Annotated in this window: 12 protein-coding genes; 8 read left to right on the top strand and 4 right to left on the bottom strand. The window is 60.1% G+C overall.

Features of this window, described 5'->3' with window-relative positions; translation table 11 throughout:
• Nucleotides 1-15 precede the first annotated feature (15 nt).
• The 3 genes from ACFQDI_RS18365 to ACFQDI_RS18355 form a co-directional block, all read right to left on the bottom strand.
• Complete coding sequence (locus ACFQDI_RS18365) at nucleotides 16-558, bottom strand: RNA polymerase sigma factor (protein ID WP_377169503.1); 543 nt, start codon at nucleotides 556-558, stop codon at nucleotides 16-18.
• Between the two features lie 265 nt (nucleotides 559-823).
• Entirely contained in the window at nucleotides 824-1,861 is a 1,038-nt protein-coding gene (locus ACFQDI_RS18360; RefSeq protein WP_377169501.1) for an Mrp/NBP35 family ATP-binding protein, read from the bottom strand.
• Between the two features lie 242 nt (nucleotides 1,862-2,103).
• Nucleotides 2,104-3,120: a glutamine synthetase beta-grasp domain-containing protein gene (locus ACFQDI_RS18355; protein ID WP_377169499.1), complete on the bottom strand. Its 1,017-nt coding sequence runs from the start codon at nucleotides 3,118-3,120 to the stop codon at nucleotides 2,104-2,106.
• Nucleotides 3,121-3,399: 279 nt separating this feature from the next.
• Here ACFQDI_RS18355 and ACFQDI_RS18350 point away from each other — a divergent pair, with 279 nt between their 5' ends.
• The 4 genes from ACFQDI_RS18350 (at nucleotide 3,400) to ACFQDI_RS18335 (ending at nucleotide 7,880) form a co-directional block, all read left to right on the top strand.
• Nucleotides 3,400-3,798: a BUD32 family EKC/KEOPS complex subunit gene (locus tag ACFQDI_RS18350; RefSeq protein ID WP_377169497.1), complete on the top strand. Its 399-nt coding sequence runs from the start codon at nucleotides 3,400-3,402 to the stop codon at nucleotides 3,796-3,798.
• Nucleotides 3,795-4,613: a PP2C family protein-serine/threonine phosphatase gene (locus tag ACFQDI_RS18345; protein WP_377169495.1), complete on the top strand. Its 819-nt coding sequence runs from the start codon at nucleotides 3,795-3,797 to the stop codon at nucleotides 4,611-4,613. The genes ACFQDI_RS18350 and ACFQDI_RS18345 overlap by 4 nt, the downstream gene beginning before the upstream one ends.
• Nucleotides 4,614-4,725: 112 nt before the next feature.
• A complete protein-coding gene (locus ACFQDI_RS18340) occupies nucleotides 4,726-5,145 on the top strand; it encodes a CBS domain-containing protein (RefSeq protein WP_377169492.1) in 420 nt (139 codons plus the stop codon).
• 113 nt (nucleotides 5,146-5,258) lie between these two features.
• On the top strand, nucleotides 5,259-7,880 hold the full coding sequence (locus ACFQDI_RS18335; protein WP_377169490.1) for a tetratricopeptide repeat protein: 2,622 nt from the start codon (nucleotides 5,259-5,261) through the stop codon (nucleotides 7,878-7,880).
• Between the two features lie 150 nt (nucleotides 7,881-8,030).
• Here ACFQDI_RS18335 and serA read toward each other — a convergent pair whose 3' ends face one another.
• Nucleotides 8,031-9,641 (bottom strand): phosphoglycerate dehydrogenase, encoded by a 1,611-nt coding sequence (gene serA / locus ACFQDI_RS18330; protein WP_377169488.1) that lies wholly within the window; start codon nucleotides 9,639-9,641, stop codon nucleotides 8,031-8,033.
• 257 nt (nucleotides 9,642-9,898) lie between these two features.
• On the opposite strand from serA, the gene ACFQDI_RS18325 reads away from it, so the two are divergent.
• The 4 genes from ACFQDI_RS18325 (at nucleotide 9,899) to ACFQDI_RS18310 (ending at nucleotide 16,462) form a co-directional block, all read left to right on the top strand.
• Nucleotides 9,899-11,191, top strand: a complete 1,293-nt coding sequence (locus ACFQDI_RS18325; protein ID WP_377169486.1) for an outer membrane protein assembly factor BamB family protein — start codon at nucleotides 9,899-9,901, stop codon at nucleotides 11,189-11,191.
• A gap of 123 nt (nucleotides 11,192-11,314) precedes the next feature.
• Nucleotides 11,315-12,757: a decarboxylating NADP(+)-dependent phosphogluconate dehydrogenase gene (gnd, locus tag ACFQDI_RS18320; protein ID WP_377169484.1), complete on the top strand. Its 1,443-nt coding sequence runs from the start codon at nucleotides 11,315-11,317 to the stop codon at nucleotides 12,755-12,757.
• Nucleotides 12,758-12,788: 31 nt separating this feature from the next.
• A complete protein-coding gene (locus ACFQDI_RS18315) occupies nucleotides 12,789-13,655 on the top strand; it encodes a hypothetical protein (protein ID WP_377169481.1) in 867 nt (288 codons plus the stop codon).
• Entirely contained in the window at nucleotides 13,652-16,462 is a 2,811-nt protein-coding gene (locus ACFQDI_RS18310; RefSeq protein WP_377169479.1) for a tetratricopeptide repeat protein, read from the top strand. The genes ACFQDI_RS18315 and ACFQDI_RS18310 overlap by 4 nt, the downstream gene beginning before the upstream one ends.
• The last annotated feature ends 77 nt before the right edge of the window (nucleotides 16,463-16,539 follow it).

Below are 16,539 nucleotides of genomic sequence, written 5' to 3'. Positions count from 1 at the left end.
AAATGGGGTGGGTTTTTAGGCGATGGCGTGTTTCAGTTTGACCGCCTGCACGGGCTGGTCATGGGCCTGCCATTTGGTCTTCAGCGCGGCCACGCCGTGGTGGATGAGGTAGCCCACGTTGCCGATGCTGGTCTGCATGGCGGCGCTGATCTGCTGGTAGTCCAGCCCGGCGATGAACTTGAGCCGCACGGCCTCCCTCTGGCGCACGGGGAGAGTTTCGATGAGCTCGCGCAGCGCGGTGGCTGTCTCGCGCTGCTCCATGGCGTCATTCGGCGCGGGATCGGCGGAGGTTTCGAGGTCGAGAGTTTCGGTTTCCATAACGACGAGGCGTTGATGTTTGCGTTGATGGTCCAGGGCACGGTTGCGGCAGACGGTGAAAAGCCATGGGGCCAGCCGCTCGTGGTCGAGGGTGGCGAGGTGCTGGCTGAGCTTCACAAACACGTCCTGCACGATGTCCCGCGCGTCCTCCAGATCCCCCGTGTAACCATGCGCATAGCGGATGAGGGGCCGCTCGTAGCGCTGCAGAGTTTCGAGGAAGAGATCGTGCGAATCGCTCATGTGGGTGTGTTCGGCGGGCATCACGGCAGAGTCTCCCGTATCTTGGGAGAAATTTTTGCGAATGGCGAGAATGATCGTAGGAAGCCTGCGCAGGGCTCAAAAACAAGACGCACAGGCCCCACGGGACCGCTGGGTCCTGCAAGGACTGTGAGACAGGGGAGCGCTGCCTTTCCTCGCCGCATTCACGCACGCACGAACGTGCCAGCGGTAGCTGGGGCAATCGTGTGCGTGTCGGGCGTTTTCTCGGCGGGCAGGATGGCCCGCACTACTTCACCTTTGCGGCGATCTCGCGGAAAGCTTTGGAGGAGGCGGACTTTGCTGGGTCCTCGAGGGCGATGGGGTGGCCTTCGTCTCCGCATTCGCGCACGTGCATCTCGATGGGGATCTGCCCGAGGAGCGGCACGCCGAGGCGCTTGGCCTCGTGCTCACCGCCGCCTTTGCCAAAGATGTGGTACACCTGGCCGTCGCTGGGGCAGAGGAAGTAGCTCATGTTTTCGATGATGCCCATGATCGGCACATTCACCTTCTGGAACATGCCGACGGCCTTGCGGGCGTCGATGAGAGCCACCTCCTGAGGGGTGGTGACGATGACTGCGCCATCCAGCGAGACGGTCTGCACGATGGTGAGCTGAATGTCTCCGGTGCCCGGTGGCAGGTCCAGCACGAGCACGTCGAGGTTGTCCCAAGCCACCTGCCGCAGGAACTGCTGCGTGTAGCGTGTGGCGATGGGGCCGCGCACGATGACGGGCGAGTTGTCGTCCAGCAGGAAGCCCATGGAGATGAGTTGCACGCCGTATTTCTCAATGGGGACGATCTGCTGCTCGTCATTCTGGTAGGGGCGCTCGTCGGTGCCAAACATGTGGGCGATGCTGGGGCCGTAGAGGTCGCAGTCGCAGAGGCCCACGCGCAGGCCGCTCTGGGCGAGGGCGATGGCGAGATTGGAGGCGACGGTGCTCTTGCCGACGCCGCCTTTGCCGGAGGCGACGGCGATGATCTTTTTCACGCCGGGGATGCTGGATTTGCCCAGCTTGTCGGAAGCGGTGGCGCCTGCGCCGGGCGGGTCCTTGATGTCGAAGTTGAGCTTGACCTCGCCGATGCCGGCCACCTTGCCGAGCGCCTCCGTGGCCTGCTCATGGATGAGGCGCGGGATATTGGGGTCTCGTGTGGCCACGGAGATGTCAATGGTCACATTTTTGCCCTCGATCTGGATGCCTTTCACCAGGCCAAAAGAGATGATGTCGCGGCTGAAGCCGGGGTAGCGGACGTTGCCAAGGGCGGTGCGGATGTCTTGTTCGGTGGGCATGGTCGGTTTTGAGATACGCCTCACGTAGCGCGAAAAGTGAAAAGGGATAAGCGAAAAGTAAAAAGTGTCCGGAGGAGCCCCCCAAAATCCATTCCCCCTCCCCTTCCACCACCACCTTCCGGCTTGCGCCCTTTTCACTTTTGACTCGCTTCGCCCGGCTCACTTACCCCTCTTCACCTCCACAAAAAAACGCCGCCTGTTTCCAGGCGGCGTTCGTGGATAGTTCAGAACTCTGAAACCGATCAGGGCTTCGGCACTTCGGAGATCGTCTTGAGCACGCGGGAGGCGATCTGGTAAGGATTGCCCTGGCTGTTTGGACGGCGGTCTTCCAGGTAGCCCTTCCAGCCGTTTTTCTTGAAGCTGTGCGGGACGCGGATGGACGCGCCACGGTCAGCGATGCCCCAGGAGAACTGGTCGATGGACTGAGTCTCATGCAGACCGGTCAGGCGCATGTGATTGTCGGGGCCATAAACAGCGATGTGCTCTGCGCAGTTCTTCTCAAACTGGGCCATGAGGGCGAGGAAGTAGGGCTCACCGCCGACTTCGCGCATGTACTTGGTGGAGAAGTTGCAGTGCATGCCGGAGCCGTTCCAGTCTGTGGGCCCGAGGGGCTTGCAGTGGTACTCGACCTGAACGCAGTATTTTTCGCAAAGACGCTCCAGGATGTAGCGGGCGACCCAGATTTCGTCAGCGGCTTTCTTGGAGCCTTTGCCGAAGATCTGGAACTCCCACTGACCCTTTGCCACTTCGGCGTTGATGCCTTCGTGGTTGATGCCAGCGTCAAGGCAGATGTCGAGGTGCTCTTCGACGATCTGACGGGCGATGTCGCCCACGTTGTTGTAGCCCACGCCCGTGTAGTAGGGGCCCTGCGGGGATGGATAGCCGTGCTCTGGGAAACCGAGAGGGCGGCCGTCCTGATAGAGGAAGTACTCCTGCTCAAAGCCAAACCAGGTGTCGGAATCGTCAAGGATGGTGGCACGATCATTGGAATCATGGGGAGTGCCATCAGCGTTGTAAACTTCGCACATGACGAGAGCACCGTTCTTGCGGGTGCTGTCAGGATACACAGCCACGGGCTTCAACACGCAGTCAGAGCTGCCACCAGGCGCCTGACGGGTTGAGGAGCCGTCAAAGCCCCAGTCTGGCAGCTCTTCCAGCTTTGGAAAGCTGGCGAACTCCTTGATCTGAGTTTTGCCACGGATGTTGCGGACGGGCTGATAACCGTCCAGCCAGAGGTATTCGAGTTTGTATTTGGCCATGGTTGAATGAGTGGATTGAGTCTTGCTCCAGCCTTCGGAAACGTTTCCAATGGCAGCAGCATCTTGGCTAAGTGAGCATGTTCTGTGCCACGCGCGAGATGTTTTTTGACATTTTTTACCTTCCGGCAAAGGCTTAGAAGTGCCTGAAGATCAGGATGAGCTTAGCACTGCCCGGCGGCCTTATTTCAGGCAGCACCGCGCCCGCCAATGCGGCCCTGTGTCAGACACATCTTGCGCTTGCAGCTGAGAGGCAGGATGATGCGGCCTTCCAAAAAAGCCATGAGAGAAGCCAAGAACACCGCCCGCGCCATTGTGCACATAGGCTATGACGGCAAGGTGTACAAGCAGTTCAAGGGACACCATGCCCGTGAGCGCTTTGAGAACGAGGTCCGTGTGCTCAAGCTGCTCGAAGAACGCGGCTGCAACTACGTGCCCCGCCTGCTGGAGTCCGACCCCGAGGAGCTCAAAATCGTCACGACCAACTGCGGCTCCATCGTCACCCACATCAGCGAAAAGCGCATCAAGGAGCTCTTTGGAGAGCTGGAGCGCGACTACGGCGTGCGCCATGAGGACGCCTTCGCACGCAACATCACCTACCGTGCTTCTGACGGCAGGTTTTGCCTGATCGATTTCGAGCTCGCAACCATCCTAGACGAGCCCCCGAAGCCTGCCGCATGAGCGACCCAGCCCTGAACCAACCAACCCCAAGCCAGCTGCGCTGGTCCGGCATGACGCACCCCGGCCGTGTGCGTCAAAACAACGAGGACACCTTCCTGTGCCTGAACTTTGACGCCCATGAGGTGCGCTATCTCGGCAAAGTGGGCGAGTCGGGCCTGGACCGTGGCGACTTCGTCTTTGCCGTGAGCGACGGCATGGGCGGCGCGAAGTCCGGCGAGTTTGCGAGCAAGATCGCGGCGGAAAAGATCACCCAGCTGCTGCCGCGCAGCTTCAAGCAGTCCGCGCAGCACATCTCCATCGGCCATGGAGACGTGCTGCAGGAACTGGTGAGCCGCATCCACGCCGAGCTGCTCAAGCTGGGGCGATACTATGAGGAATGCCGTGGCATGGGGGCGACTCTGAGCCTGGGGTGGTTCACCCCGGGGTGGCTGCACTTTGCCCACGTGGGCGACAGCCGCATCTATTACCTGCCCAAGGACGGGCCGATGAAGCAGCTGACGCATGATCACAGCTACGTGGGCTGGCTCCGCCGCAAAGGTGAGCTCAATGAACGCCAGGCACGCACGCACCCGAGGAGAAGCATCCTCATGCAGGTGCTGGGCGCAGGCCGCCAGTTCATCGATCCGCAGATCGGCTCGGTGAGCTGTGAAAGCGGCGACCGGTTTCTGTTTTGCACCGACGGTGTCATCGACGGCATCTGGGACCACCGCCTGGCGGATATGCTGGCCAAAGACGACGCCAAAGCCATCGTGGAATACGCCGTGGCGGAGTCCGGCAAGGACAATGCCAGCGCGGTCGTCGTGGAGATACTCTGAGCACTCCCACCACCGGACAGCCAGAGGGCTGCGTGGAGCACAACATCCGCCCACGCATGCCCAAGCAGAGCGGAGCAGGCCACTCACAGTGCGGCATGGTTCATCACCAACCATGAAACATCACGAACCCCTCTCCCGCATCATGTCCCGCAGTGTTGTCACCGCACACCATGGCGACCCCATTTCCAAAGTGCGGGCGCTTTTCCGCACGCACGGTGTGCATCACATCCCGGTCGTGAATGCCGACCAGCTCATCGGCATCGTCTCTTGGAGCGACATCCTGCGAGTCAGCTTTGGCGACGCCTTTCAGACTGACGAGCGCGCCGTTGACGCGACACTGGACCACACCCTGACGCTGGAGCAGGTGATGCAGAAGAATCCTGTCACGCTCACCGAAACCAGCAGCGTGCGCGAAGCGGCAGAGATCCTCGCGGGCGGCACCTTCCACGCCCTGCCCATCGTGTCCGGCACGAAGCTCGTCGGCATCGTGACCACGACTGACCTGCTCAAGTACCTGCTGGACCAGTTTTAGGCCGGAAACGTCGGAGCAGGAATGCGCCCCGGATTTTTTTGAGAGTCCGCGCTGTGAGGCAGGTGCATTCCTCTTTGCCCAGCGCCAAATGCTGAGATAGGCTGCCTCACCGCATGCCCAAAACCCGGAGCCTTTTTTTCGCCACAGCCCTTCTCGCCCTCCCCGCCGCCATGCCCGCAGCAGGGCTGGAGGAGGCGGCAGAGTTTGTCACGGCGCGACAGGCACTCTCAGACGGGCTCCCAGGCGTGGCCGCCGTCAAGGCGGAGCGCCTGCTAAAGAACAAAGGCTGGACGCGAGTCGAGACGCGCACTCTGGCCACATTTGCGGCCGAAGCGTGGACGCGCGCAGGCGAGGGCGGACGCATCCTCACCCTGGCAGACGCCTACGATCTGGATGACGAGCCCTTCTGGCGCGGCCAGGCTCTGGCACTCACCGGAGACCTCAACGGGGCGCGCCAGGTGCTCACGGAGGAAAGCACGGCCCCCCGGCACCCGCGTGCGCCTTTGCTGCTCGCACAGATCCTGGCCACGCTGGGAGAAAACGCAGCCGCGCGGGATGCCCTGGACCCGCTGCTGACCAGCACGGACCCCGCGTTGCAGAACCATGCACGGCTTTTGCAGAGCGAGATCGCCATCAATGAAGGGAAAACCGCCAGCGTGCTGCCAGCCACGGCGGGAAAGGACGACGCCCCCACACGCTACCTGCGTGCACGAGCCCTGCTGAAAAGCGGGCAGCTCGCAGACGCAAAAGAGATGCTGCAGTCCCTGCTGGCCACCCCAAAGGGAGGGGAGCGCCTGCACCAGGCCGCGCAGCTGCTGCAGGTGGAGGCCCTGCTGCTGCAGCGCCAGGCCATCGAAGCGCAGGAGCAGCTCACCAAATTCCTCGATGCCACGCCAGACAGCCCACTGTGGACCGAGGCCTTTGACCTGCTCAACCGAGCGCACCAGGAAATCCCTGCCAGCAGCACCATTCCGGAAGGCATCCTGCGCTGGGTCTCCGTCGGAAACACCGCCCAGCAGCAGCCCGACCCCTCCCCTGTGCTGGCCGAAGCCACGGCGGAATTTCGCGGCCATGCCATCTACCTGACCGCCCAGTGGCTGGCGCTGCAAAAGCGCGATGACGAGGCCGTGAGCCTGCTGGAGGCGCTCATCCAGCTGCAACCCCGCCACCCGCGCATCAGCGATGCCATGAAGCTCGCGATGGAGATCTACTCCAGCCGCCACAGCGACGAGCGCGTCCGGACGCTCGCAGACGCCTGGCACAAGGAGTTTCACACCGCCTCCGTGCCGGTGGATTTCGCGATGGGCGCCCTGCTCTACCGGAGCGGCCAGCCCGGCGATGCGCTGAAGCTTTTTCAAAATGCTGCCAACGTCGCCACCACACTGACCGAGCGCCGACGTGCGCTTTTCAATGCCGCCGTGGCCGCCATCTCTGCTAGCGACTTCACGTTGTACCAGAGCCTGCTCGGGCAGCTGGAGCAGATCTCGAATGCTGCCACAGGCCCGGCAGGCGCAGACGCGGCCGCCATGCTGGAGCTGGAAAAAGCACTGTTCCTTGCCGCCCAGCGCAAGCCGGAGGCCGAGGCTGCCCTGCGCAGCTTCATTCGCAGCCACCCCAAGCACCCACGCTTTGCAGACGCCTGCATCGCCCTTGCAGAATGGTGCCTGCTCGCCTCTCCGCCACGCATCGGGGACGCCCTCAAGGCGCTGGACAGCGCCACCGCCGCCCCGGGCGAGCTCCCGCCTCAGCAGCAGCAGCGAGTCCTCTACACCCGCCTGTGGCTGAGCGACGCCGCCGGTGATCTCAAGACCCTCATCACCCAAGGGGCCGAATTCATCAAGCTCTGGCCACAAAGCTCGCTTATCCCCGAAGTCCGCATGAAGATCGCCGGGGCGTACTACCGCCTCGAAGACTTTGCCAATGCACGCACCGAATTCGAGATCATCGCGCGCGATTACCCCGACACCGAGCTGGCAGACACCGCGCTGTACTTTGCCGCCATGTCGGCGACCTCGGTCATGAGTGATGACGGCCGTGAGCGAGCCATCGAAATCTGGGAGGAACTGGCCTTGAAAAACGGCCCGCTCGCCATCGCCTCACGGCGGCAGCAGGCCCTCTCAGAACGCCTGCATGGAAACCATGCCGCCGCGCTGGCCGTACTGGACAAAGTCCTGGCCATGAAAGGCCTGCCGGCTGAGCAGCGGCTGATGACGCTGTGTGAAAAATCCGAGCTCCTGCTCCTGCTCGGCAAAACAGACCCCGCCCAGCTCGATGCCGCAGCAGACCTCCTGGACGCCATGCTCAGCGACGCCTCCCTGCCCTTCATGTGGAAAGCCCGTGCGGGCTTCACCCTGGCCACGGTGCACCACGATGCCAAACGCGACACGGAAGCCCTGGAAGCGTGCTACAACGTCCTAAGGGCAGCGGACATGACCCCGCCCGCCAGCCCGGCTGACTACGGCTGGTTTTCCAAAGCGGGTTTTTTTGGCATTGACCTGCTGGAAGCCTCACGCCAGTGGGAGGCCGCTGCGCGTCTGGCTGAGCAGATCGCCAAACGTCCCGGAGACCGCGCCAGTGAGGCGCGCGACCGTGCCACCAAGATACGGCTCGAACACTTCCTCTGGGAAGGCCCCGCACCCAAGCCGCCGGTGATCCTCAAGCCGGATGAAACACCGGCGGAAAAACCCGACGCCGACAAAACCCCGGCCAAAGGCACCAAGAAAAAGGCCAAGTAGAGGGCCGCGTGCGATCCGCTGGAACAGCACCTGGCGGAGCTGCGCCGGCATGTTACGCCCAGGCTTTCAAAACCGGGGATGCGCACCCCAAAAAAAACAAGGGGCCTGTGAGCCCCTTGTCTGCGAGTGGTGCTGAGCAGGCGCTCTGGATCAAATGGCGACGCAGTGCACTTTGCTGATGCCCTGGATCTTTTCGAGCTCGGCGATGACTTCGGCGCCGGGGGTGGAGTCGAGCGTGAGCAGTGTCAGGGCCTTGCCAGACTCCTTGTCGCGGCTGAGGCTCATGTCGGCAATGTTGACCTGATTCTTGCCGAGGGTGGTGCTGTACGCGGCGATCATGCCGGGGCGGTCGATGTTCTCGATGAAGAGCAGCGTGCCTTCCGGACGGGCCTCGATGCGGTGGCTGTTGACGCGCACGATGCGGGGCTCGCCTGCAAAGAAGGTGCCTGCGATGCTGGCGGCATCACCGCTGTCGTTTTTGGCGACAACTTCGATGAGGTCGGTGAATTCGCTCGGCTCGGTGAGGCGGCTTTCGGTGAAGCGGATGCCAAGGTTTTCAGCGACGCCGTTGGCGTTGATGTAGTTCACCTGCTCGGCACCGACGGCGCGCTCGAGGAAGCCCTTGAGCACGGCGCGGGAGATGAGGGTGGTGTCGCCGCTGCCGACCTTGCCGCTGTAGTTGATACGGACGACGTTGGCACGTGCCGGGGCAAACTGGGAGACGAGGCGGCCGAGGAGCTCGCCAAACTTGAGGAAGGGGCCGATCTCGGCGAGCACCTTGGGGTCGACGTTGGGCATGTTCACCGCGTTGACGACGGTACCCTGGAGGAGGTGGGCCTTGATGACTTCGGCGATTTCGATGCCGACGTTTTCCTGGGCCTCTTCGGTGGAGGCACCGAGGTGGGGGGTGAAGACGGTGTTCGGGGCGCTGAGCAGCGGGTAGTCGGCGGGCGGGGGCTCGACTTCAAAGACGTCGAGCGCGGCACCGGCGATGGTGCCGTCTGTGAGGGCCTGGGCGAGAGCGGCGTCGTCGATGAGACCGCCGCGGGCGCAGTTGATGATGCGGCAGGTCTTCTTGAGGGTGCCGAGACGCTTGGCGTTGATCATGTGCTTCGTGTCAGGCGTCAGCGGCATGTGCATGGTGATGTAGTCCGCCTGCACGATGGCGGCATCGAGGTCCTCGCAGAGGGTGACGCCGAGGCTTTCAGCGCGGTTCTTGGAGAGATAGGGGTCGTAGGCGATGACGGTCATGCCGAAGGCCTTGGCGCGCTTGGCGAACTCCGCACCGATGCGGCCCATGCCGAGCACGACGAGGGTTTTGCCATAGACTTCGGTGCCCTTGAACTTGGCGCGGTCCCACTTGCCGCCGACGATGGTGGCGTGTGCCTGGGGGGTCTTGCGGGAAAGGGCCATCATGAGGGTGAAGGCCTGCTCCGCGGTGGAGATGGTGTTGCCGCCGGGGGTGTTCATCACCACGACGCCGCGCTTGGAGGCGACGGGGACGTCGATGTTGTCCACGCCGACGCCGGCGCGGCCCACGACTTTGAGATTGGGGGCGGCTTCAAGCACCTTGGCGGTCACCTTGGCACCGCTGCGAACGATGATGGCGTGGGCATTGCGCGAGGCCTCGATCATCGCGTCTTCGGCCTTGAGATTCATGTTCACCTCGACGGAGAAGGACGGCTCCGCCTTGAGCAGGTCGATGCCCTTGCTCGAAATGGGGTCGTTATTGCCGGCGATGAGGATGTTGAACTTGGACATGGGTTGGATTGGGGGGAAAAGGGGGCGCAGAGTAGCCACCTTTGCCCCGCACTCAAGGAGCAATGCGTGCTGGACAGAAGACGGGAGGCGCATGCATATAGGAGATATGTTTGCAGAAATCCTGCCTGCCCATGCCGCTCTGACCATGACCGGCCCCATGGCCCCCGAGGCGCTGACGGCCTAAAATTCACCCTTCCCCTCCGAGCCCGGGATGTCCCGGCAATTTTTCCCCCACCATCTGCGTTCTATCCGCCCGCATGAAACTCACCCTCGCACTTTTCACCCTCTGCACTGTTTCCGCTTTTTCCGCCACGGACTGGTCACGCTTTCGCGGCCCGAACGGCTCCGGTGTGGCTGAAACCACCGGCCTGCCTGCCGTGGTGGACGACAGCACCACCCTCTGGAAAGTGCCCGCCGGAAAGGGATGGTCCTCCCCGGTGCTGTGGCAGGACATGGTGATCTTCACGGCTGAAACCGGCGCCACAAAGCGGGCGGTGATCGCGCTGTCCGCCAAGGACGGCAAGGAGCTGTGGAGGCACGAGGAGGAATTCGTCCCGCACCCCATCCACAAAACGTACAACACCTATGCCAGCAGCTCCGCCTTTGCAGACGCCGAGCGCATCTACATCAACTGGAGCAGCGGCACCAACATCCAGGCCCTGGCGCTGGACCACACAGGCAAGCTGGTGTGGCGCAACGACCATGTGGCCGACTACATCCACGAGCACGGCACCGGCATCTCGCCTGTCGTTGTGGACGGGCTCATGATCGTGCGCAGCGAATTTGACTGGCAGCGCGACGGCAAAGTGTACACCGAAGATCCTGAACAGCAGAAGTGGAAGAGCTGCATCGTGGCGCTGGACGCCAAGACGGGCAAGCAGGCCTGGAAGCTCGACATCCCCAACTGCCTCAACACTTTCTCCACCCCGGTGGTGCATGAACTGAAAGACGGGAGCAAGGAGCTGATCTGCGCCGACAATGGCAGCGGTGTGATGGGAATCGCGCTCAAGACCGGCAAGATCAACTGGCAGCACAATCCGGGCTACAAGCAGCGCAGCCTGGGCTCCGGGGTGCTGAGTGATGAATTCTACTTCTGCACCTTCGGCACGGGCGGCGGTGTGAAAGAGATCGCGGCTCTGGATCTCAAGAGCGGCAAGCCCACGCCGGTGGCCTTCGACATCCCCAAAGGGCTGCCCTACGTACCCTCCCCCCTCGTGATTGGCGACAAGATGTACCTCCTCGGCGATGGCGGCATCATGCGCTGCGTGGAGTTTAAGACCGGAAAAGTGATCTATGAGGAGCGCGTGGAAGGAAGCCAGGGCAGCGCCAAGTTTTTCAGCAGCCCGGTGGCAGGCGATGGCAAAATTTTCTGCGCCAGCCAGCAGGGGGACCTGATCGTGATCAAAGCGGGGCCAAAGTTTGAAAAAATCGCGGCAAGCAAGCTGGACGGCCCGGTGAACTCGGTGCCTGCCATCGGCGACAAGCGCCTTTTTGTGAGAACGGCGAATTCGCTGTACTGCATCGGAGCCAAGGGGCAGCCAGTGCCCTGAGGACTCTCTTTTTGGCGTGTCAAAGGGGCTTGGGGCCCCCTCCATCGATCCGGCTCATGCCAGCCATGAGGAAAATCTCCTTTGCCAAGACGGAGGGGGCGGCTATGTCTGCGGCCCCAAAATATGAGCAAAAAAAGTGATTTCGGACTGATCGGCCTCGCAGTGATGGGCCAGAACCTTGTTCTCAACGTGGAGAGCCGCGGCTTCCAGGTGAGCGTCTTTAACCGCACCACGAGCGTGACGGATGAATTCGTGGCCAAGCACCCCGGCAAGGCCCTGGTGGGCTGCCACACGCTGGAAGACTTCGTGCAGAGCCTGGCCACGCCGCGCAAGATTCACATCATGGTGAAATCCACTGCGGTGAAGGACAGCGACCGTGACGCCGTGGACGCGGTGATCGAGCAGCTCATTCCGCTGCTGGACAAGGACGACATCGTGATCGACGGCGGCAACAGCTTCTACCAGACGACGGAGCGCCGTGACGCCTACCTCGCCGGCAAGGGACTGCGCTTCATCGGCGCGGGTGTTTCCGGTGGTGAAGAAGGCGCCCGCAAAGGCCCCTCCATCATGCCCGGCGGCCCTGCCAGCACCTGGGAGGTGATGAAGCCGATCTTTGAAAGCATCGCCGCAAAAGTGGACGGCGAGCCCTGCGTCATCCACATCGGCCCCGGCGGTGCGGGCCACTACGTGAAGATGATCCACAACGGCATCGAGTACGGCGACATGCAGCTCATCTGCGAAGCCTACAACATCTTCAAGAACGCGGGATTCACCACCGACGAGATGGCTGCCATCTTCAATGAGTGGAACGAAGGCGACCTGCTGAGCTATCTCATCCAGATCTCCGGCAAAGCGCTGGAGCAGAAGGATCCTGAGACCGGCAAGCCCATCGTGGAACTGATTGTGGACAAGGCCGGCCAGAAAGGCACGGGCCAGTGGACGCTGCTCAACGCCGCTGAAAACGCCGTGGTGATCAGCACCATCAATGCTGCTGTGGAGGCGCGCATTCTTTCCAGCCAGAAGAAGCAGCGCGTGGCTGCCAGCACGCAGCTCACCGGCCCGACGGTGAACATCACCACGGACAAGAAGGAGCTCGTCAAAAAGGTGCACGATGCCCTCTACGCCTCCAAAATCATCTCCTACGCGCAGGGTCTGGACCTCATCAAGACCATGGGCGAGAAGAAGCAGTGGGGCCTCGACCTGGGTCGCATCGCCGCCATCTGGCGCGGGGGCTGCATCATCCGCGCGAAGTTCCTCAACCGCATCACGGACGCCTACCGCACCAATTCCAACCTGGCCAACCTCATGCTCGACCCGTTCTTTAAGGACGTGCTGAGCAAGACCCAGCAGAACTGGCGCGAAGTGGTGAGCATCGCGACGCTGAACGGCATCCCCGTCCCCGCCTTCTCCGCCTCCCTCGGCTACTACGACAGCTACCGCGCCGCCCGCCTGCCAGCGAACCTGCTGCAGGCCCAGCGTGACTTCTTCGGTGCTCATACCTATGAGCGCACGGACAAGCCTGAAGGCCAGATGTTCCATACGGAATGGCCTGAGGTGATCGGCTAAAGTTGTAAATCCAAATATCTCGCATTGCGCTATGAGCAGCATCTCTTGTCCAGAATGCACACAGCCAATGCGAGATGATATGGAAAGATGTCCGCACTGCTATCGCCCTTGTCTTTATCCAAACGTCACTGCAACGCGACGCCAGGAAGAAGTTGAAGCATTAAACAGACGATATGACGAAGCTATAGCGCTAGCTGTGGCTGACGGCTGTGAGCCAATGCTTCGCGATTTTGAGAAAGCCGTTAGTAGCAGTGAGGCTGTGATTTGTCGTTCATTTGGTGAGTTACAGCGGTTGTCCTACTCGGAAGATGAGATCTACGCCACCTTCTACCAGCGAGTGGATGCTGGGTTACGGCTCGCCGGAGGAGACGCATATGACACTCTTCGTTCCATGGCCGACACGGCCTTGTTTGGGGAACAAAACAAGCGTCACGTCCGCTTTGCATCTCTGACTTTAAATGGCCGAGGCATGCCGCACTACGGCGACTGCTCCCTGCTTTTGCGCGAAGAGATGATTGCCCATAGAACATCTGTTTTAGAAGAAAACTCAGTTATGTTTATGCATCGGCACAATATCGGCGCAGGAAACGACTATAAAATTCCATCCGGGTATCGTGCAACTTGGCTTGAACGTGGTCGCCTCGCTGTTGCAAAAACGCGACATCCCAAAACGCTACATCCCAGCACTTTTCCAACGGACTTGCAGCGATCTGGAGCTGACGAAAGGAAAGATGTATTCATTGAGGCCCACGTTTGGGGCTCCCTAACGATCCGATCAATCCAACAGGTGAGGGTCACCGCTTGGCGGGGAGCTCCTCCGTCTCAAGCCGAATTGGAAGTTGTGGAACAGAAACTCAATCAGTATGGTGTCATATTTGAAGCACCAAGAGTCCCATGAAAGCCGTGATGTCAGCCCTCCGTGGTGAGGCCGTGAGAATCGAAGATACTGGTCCAGTGTCTCTGATCACACTTGCTGGTGATTCATCGGTGGATTTGGATCGGGCAGCCATGTTGGCCGATGCTGATGATCTTGTCTGCATTGAAGAGTCGTCTGCGCAAGAAATTCAGAATCGATTAGCGACAGACATGGCAGCAGAGCGGGTATTCACCTTATTTTTGCCACTTTTCGACGCGAGTCTCACGCGCTCTTGTCGTATGTCCATTGCGGAAGAGATTGAAGAAGCTCTCGAAATTCGTCAGGACTCCATCCAAGTTGCGAAAAACCGGTTCTATTCATCCCCCTTTCCGTTTTCACAACGCCTTGAGGAAGCACTTTCGATTGCTTCGGAAGCCAAGACAGTTGCTCTAACAAGCTTTCTTCGAGTTCTCAGCCGGTGCCAACCTTTGATAGCTGAAGTGGCTGAAGCGTGGTCGTCGGTACCGTTATCGGCTTTTCCATCTGGCCTAGATCCTGAAGCCGCACGTAGCACACTAATTCAAGCAGGCTCTTTTGCCCGTTTAGTGGAGCATAGGGCCAATCATTGGTCGTTAGGCTTTTTTTTGAGCGTTGAAAAGGGAAGGCATCCCATTTGTGGAATGCCTATGCTCGACACATGGTTCTCCAAATGGACTTTGCAGCTTTACTTCAAGGACCAAGCTACCAGAATTACGCCAGAGGCACTGGACGCTTATAGGAAGGAGTTGGATGGCTGGAAGGACTCGATAATGGAACTAGCGCGCACTCGTCCTGAGGGTGCGCGTCAAGCAGCGCTGTTGCTGAAAAAACAACAACTTGATCGGGGTCATCCAAGATTTGCCGCCATGTCCTTGTGCGATCTTGCAATTCGCTCGAAGGCTCGTGGAATGCATCAAATGCAGTTGATTTTCGCCGAACTTGCCGTTCGCGCCAATCCACACGATCCACAGTGTTACAACCAGTTTGCGGATGCACTCAAGCAGCTTCGCCAATTTGAGCGTGCCTTTTCAGTTTACGAAACTACAGCCGTTGATCATCCCGACAATGCCGTTGCCAAAAACGGCAAGGCGGAAGTGCTGCGCGATCTCAATAGGCCCACCGAAGCGCTGGAATGTTACGAGGCGACCATCCTGGCCCATCCTGACAATTCCGTTGCCAAATGCGGCAAGGCGGAGGTGCTGCGCGATCTCAACAGGCTCTCTGACGCGCTGGAATGCTACGAGATGACTCTCCTAACCCATCCTGAAAACGCCTTTGCCAAATGTGGCAAGGCAGAGGTGCTGCGCGACCTCAACAGGCTCTCTGACGCGCTGGAATGCTACGAGGCGACCATCCTGGAACACCCGAGCGACACCGTTGCCAAATGCGGCAAAGCGGAAGTGCTGCGCGATCTCAACAGACTCTCTGACGCGCTGGAATGCTACGAGGCGATCATCCTGGAACACGCAGACAATGCCGTTGCCAAAAACGGCAAGGCAGAGGTGTTTCGCGATCTCAACAAGCTCACCGATGCGCTGGAATGTTACGAGATGACCATCCAGGAACACCCTGACAATGCCTTTGCCAAATGTGGCAAAGCGGAGGTGCTTCGCGATCTCAACAGGCTCTCTGACGCGCTGGAATGCTACGAGGAGACCATCTTGGAACACCCGAAACACACCGTTGCCAAATGCGGCAAAGCGGAAGTGCTGCGCGATCTCAACAGGCTCTCTGACGCGCTGGAATGCTACGAGATGACCATCCAGGAACACCCTGACAATGCTGTCGCCAAAAACGGAAAGGCAGAGGTACTTCGCGATCTCAACAGACTCTCTGACGCACTAGAATGTTACGAGGAGGCCATCCTGGCACACCCTGACAATTCCTTTGCCAAATGTGGCAAGGCGGAGGTGTTGCGCGACCTCAACAGGCTCTCTGACGCACTAGAATGCTACGAGGCGACCATCCTTGCACACCCGAACGAGGCCGTTGCCAAAAACGGCAAGGCAGAGGTGTTACGCGATCTCAACAGGCTCTCTGACGCACTGGAATGCTACGAGGCAACCATCCTGGCACACCCGAACGACGCAGTTGCCAAATGTGGTAAGGCGGAGGTGCTTCGCGATCTCAACAGGCTCTCTGACGCGCTGGAATGCTACGAGGAGACCATCTTGGCACACCCGAACGTCGCCGTTGCCAAGACCGGCAAGGCAGAGGTGCTGCGCGATCTCAACAGGCTCTCTGACGCGCTGGAATGCTACGAGGCGACCATCCTGCAACACCCTGACAACTCCTTCGCTAAAAGAGGAAGAGCGAATATTCTTGCGTTGCTCAAGCGCTTCTCTGAAGCACTTGAGGACCTCCCTGCTTTCCCAGTCTCTGCGCAAGATTGGATTGGCTATCACATGCGGGGAATGATTCTATTGAGATCAGGGCTTCGAGCTGAATCCGAGGAAATATTTAATCATGGATTGAACTCCACGATGCCTCGGCGCTTCATGCAATATTTCAAATCTGCTGCTGCTCTTTGCAAACTGCGCAAGGGAATGGCATCAGAGGCATTGAGCTTGCTCCCTCAGGCTGGAAGGGGTGATTTGCGCTGTATTGTCCCACTGCTACGTGCGCATGCATTCGGGATTCTGGGGCAAACTGAATCTTGCCGACCCACAATGGAATTACTACTCCAATCTAGGCAGCCTTTTTTTCTCGACGTAGCCAAAGAAGTTGAAGCACGCTATCTGCATAACTCTGCGCGCCATAGCATGGATTGGCTGGTTGCGCGCGAGGAGGAACTGGTGATGGCAGCATGAAGCAGCTGCTTTAACAACTCTCAGTACTTATATTGTTCAGAGAACATCCTGCTCAGCGAGCAAGACCAACAACTTTT

The organism is Prosthecobacter fluviatilis (genome assembly GCF_042655725.1).
GTDB classification, from domain to species: Bacteria; Verrucomicrobiota; Verrucomicrobiia; order Verrucomicrobiales; family Verrucomicrobiaceae; genus Prosthecobacter; species Prosthecobacter fluviatilis.
Note: the sequence above shows the minus strand (reverse complement) of the source record. Positions and strands in the feature narration are given on the sequence as shown.

What these genes read in the sequence shown, in the direction of transcription:
- ACFQDI_RS18360 (WP_377169501.1), bottom strand. Translation starts at nt 1,861, where the DNA reads ATGCCCACCGAACAAGACATCCGCACCGCCCTTGGCAACGTCCGCTAC.
- ACFQDI_RS18310 (WP_377169479.1), top strand. Translation starts at nt 13,652, where the DNA reads ATGAAAGCCGTGATGTCAGCCCTCCGTGGTGAGGCCGTGAGAATCGAA.
- serA (WP_377169488.1), bottom strand. Translation starts at nt 9,641, where the DNA reads ATGTCCAAGTTCAACATCCTCATCGCCGGCAATAACGACCCCATTTCG.
- gnd (WP_377169484.1), top strand. Translation starts at nt 11,315, where the DNA reads ATGAGCAAAAAAAGTGATTTCGGACTGATCGGCCTCGCAGTGATGGGC.
- ACFQDI_RS18315 (WP_377169481.1), top strand. Translation starts at nt 12,789, where the DNA reads ATGAGCAGCATCTCTTGTCCAGAATGCACACAGCCAATGCGAGATGAT.
- ACFQDI_RS18335 (WP_377169490.1), top strand. Translation starts at nt 5,259, where the DNA reads ATGCCCAAAACCCGGAGCCTTTTTTTCGCCACAGCCCTTCTCGCCCTC.
- ACFQDI_RS18355 (WP_377169499.1), bottom strand. Translation starts at nt 3,120, where the DNA reads ATGGCCAAATACAAACTCGAATACCTCTGGCTGGACGGTTATCAGCCC.
- ACFQDI_RS18345 (WP_377169495.1), top strand. Translation starts at nt 3,795, where the DNA reads ATGAGCGACCCAGCCCTGAACCAACCAACCCCAAGCCAGCTGCGCTGG.
- ACFQDI_RS18325 (WP_377169486.1), top strand. Translation starts at nt 9,899, where the DNA reads ATGAAACTCACCCTCGCACTTTTCACCCTCTGCACTGTTTCCGCTTTT.
- ACFQDI_RS18350 (WP_377169497.1), top strand. Translation starts at nt 3,400, where the DNA reads ATGAGAGAAGCCAAGAACACCGCCCGCGCCATTGTGCACATAGGCTAT.
- ACFQDI_RS18365 (WP_377169503.1), bottom strand. Translation starts at nt 558, where the DNA reads ATGAGCGATTCGCACGATCTCTTCCTCGAAACTCTGCAGCGCTACGAG.
- ACFQDI_RS18340 (WP_377169492.1), top strand. Translation starts at nt 4,726, where the DNA reads ATGAAACATCACGAACCCCTCTCCCGCATCATGTCCCGCAGTGTTGTC.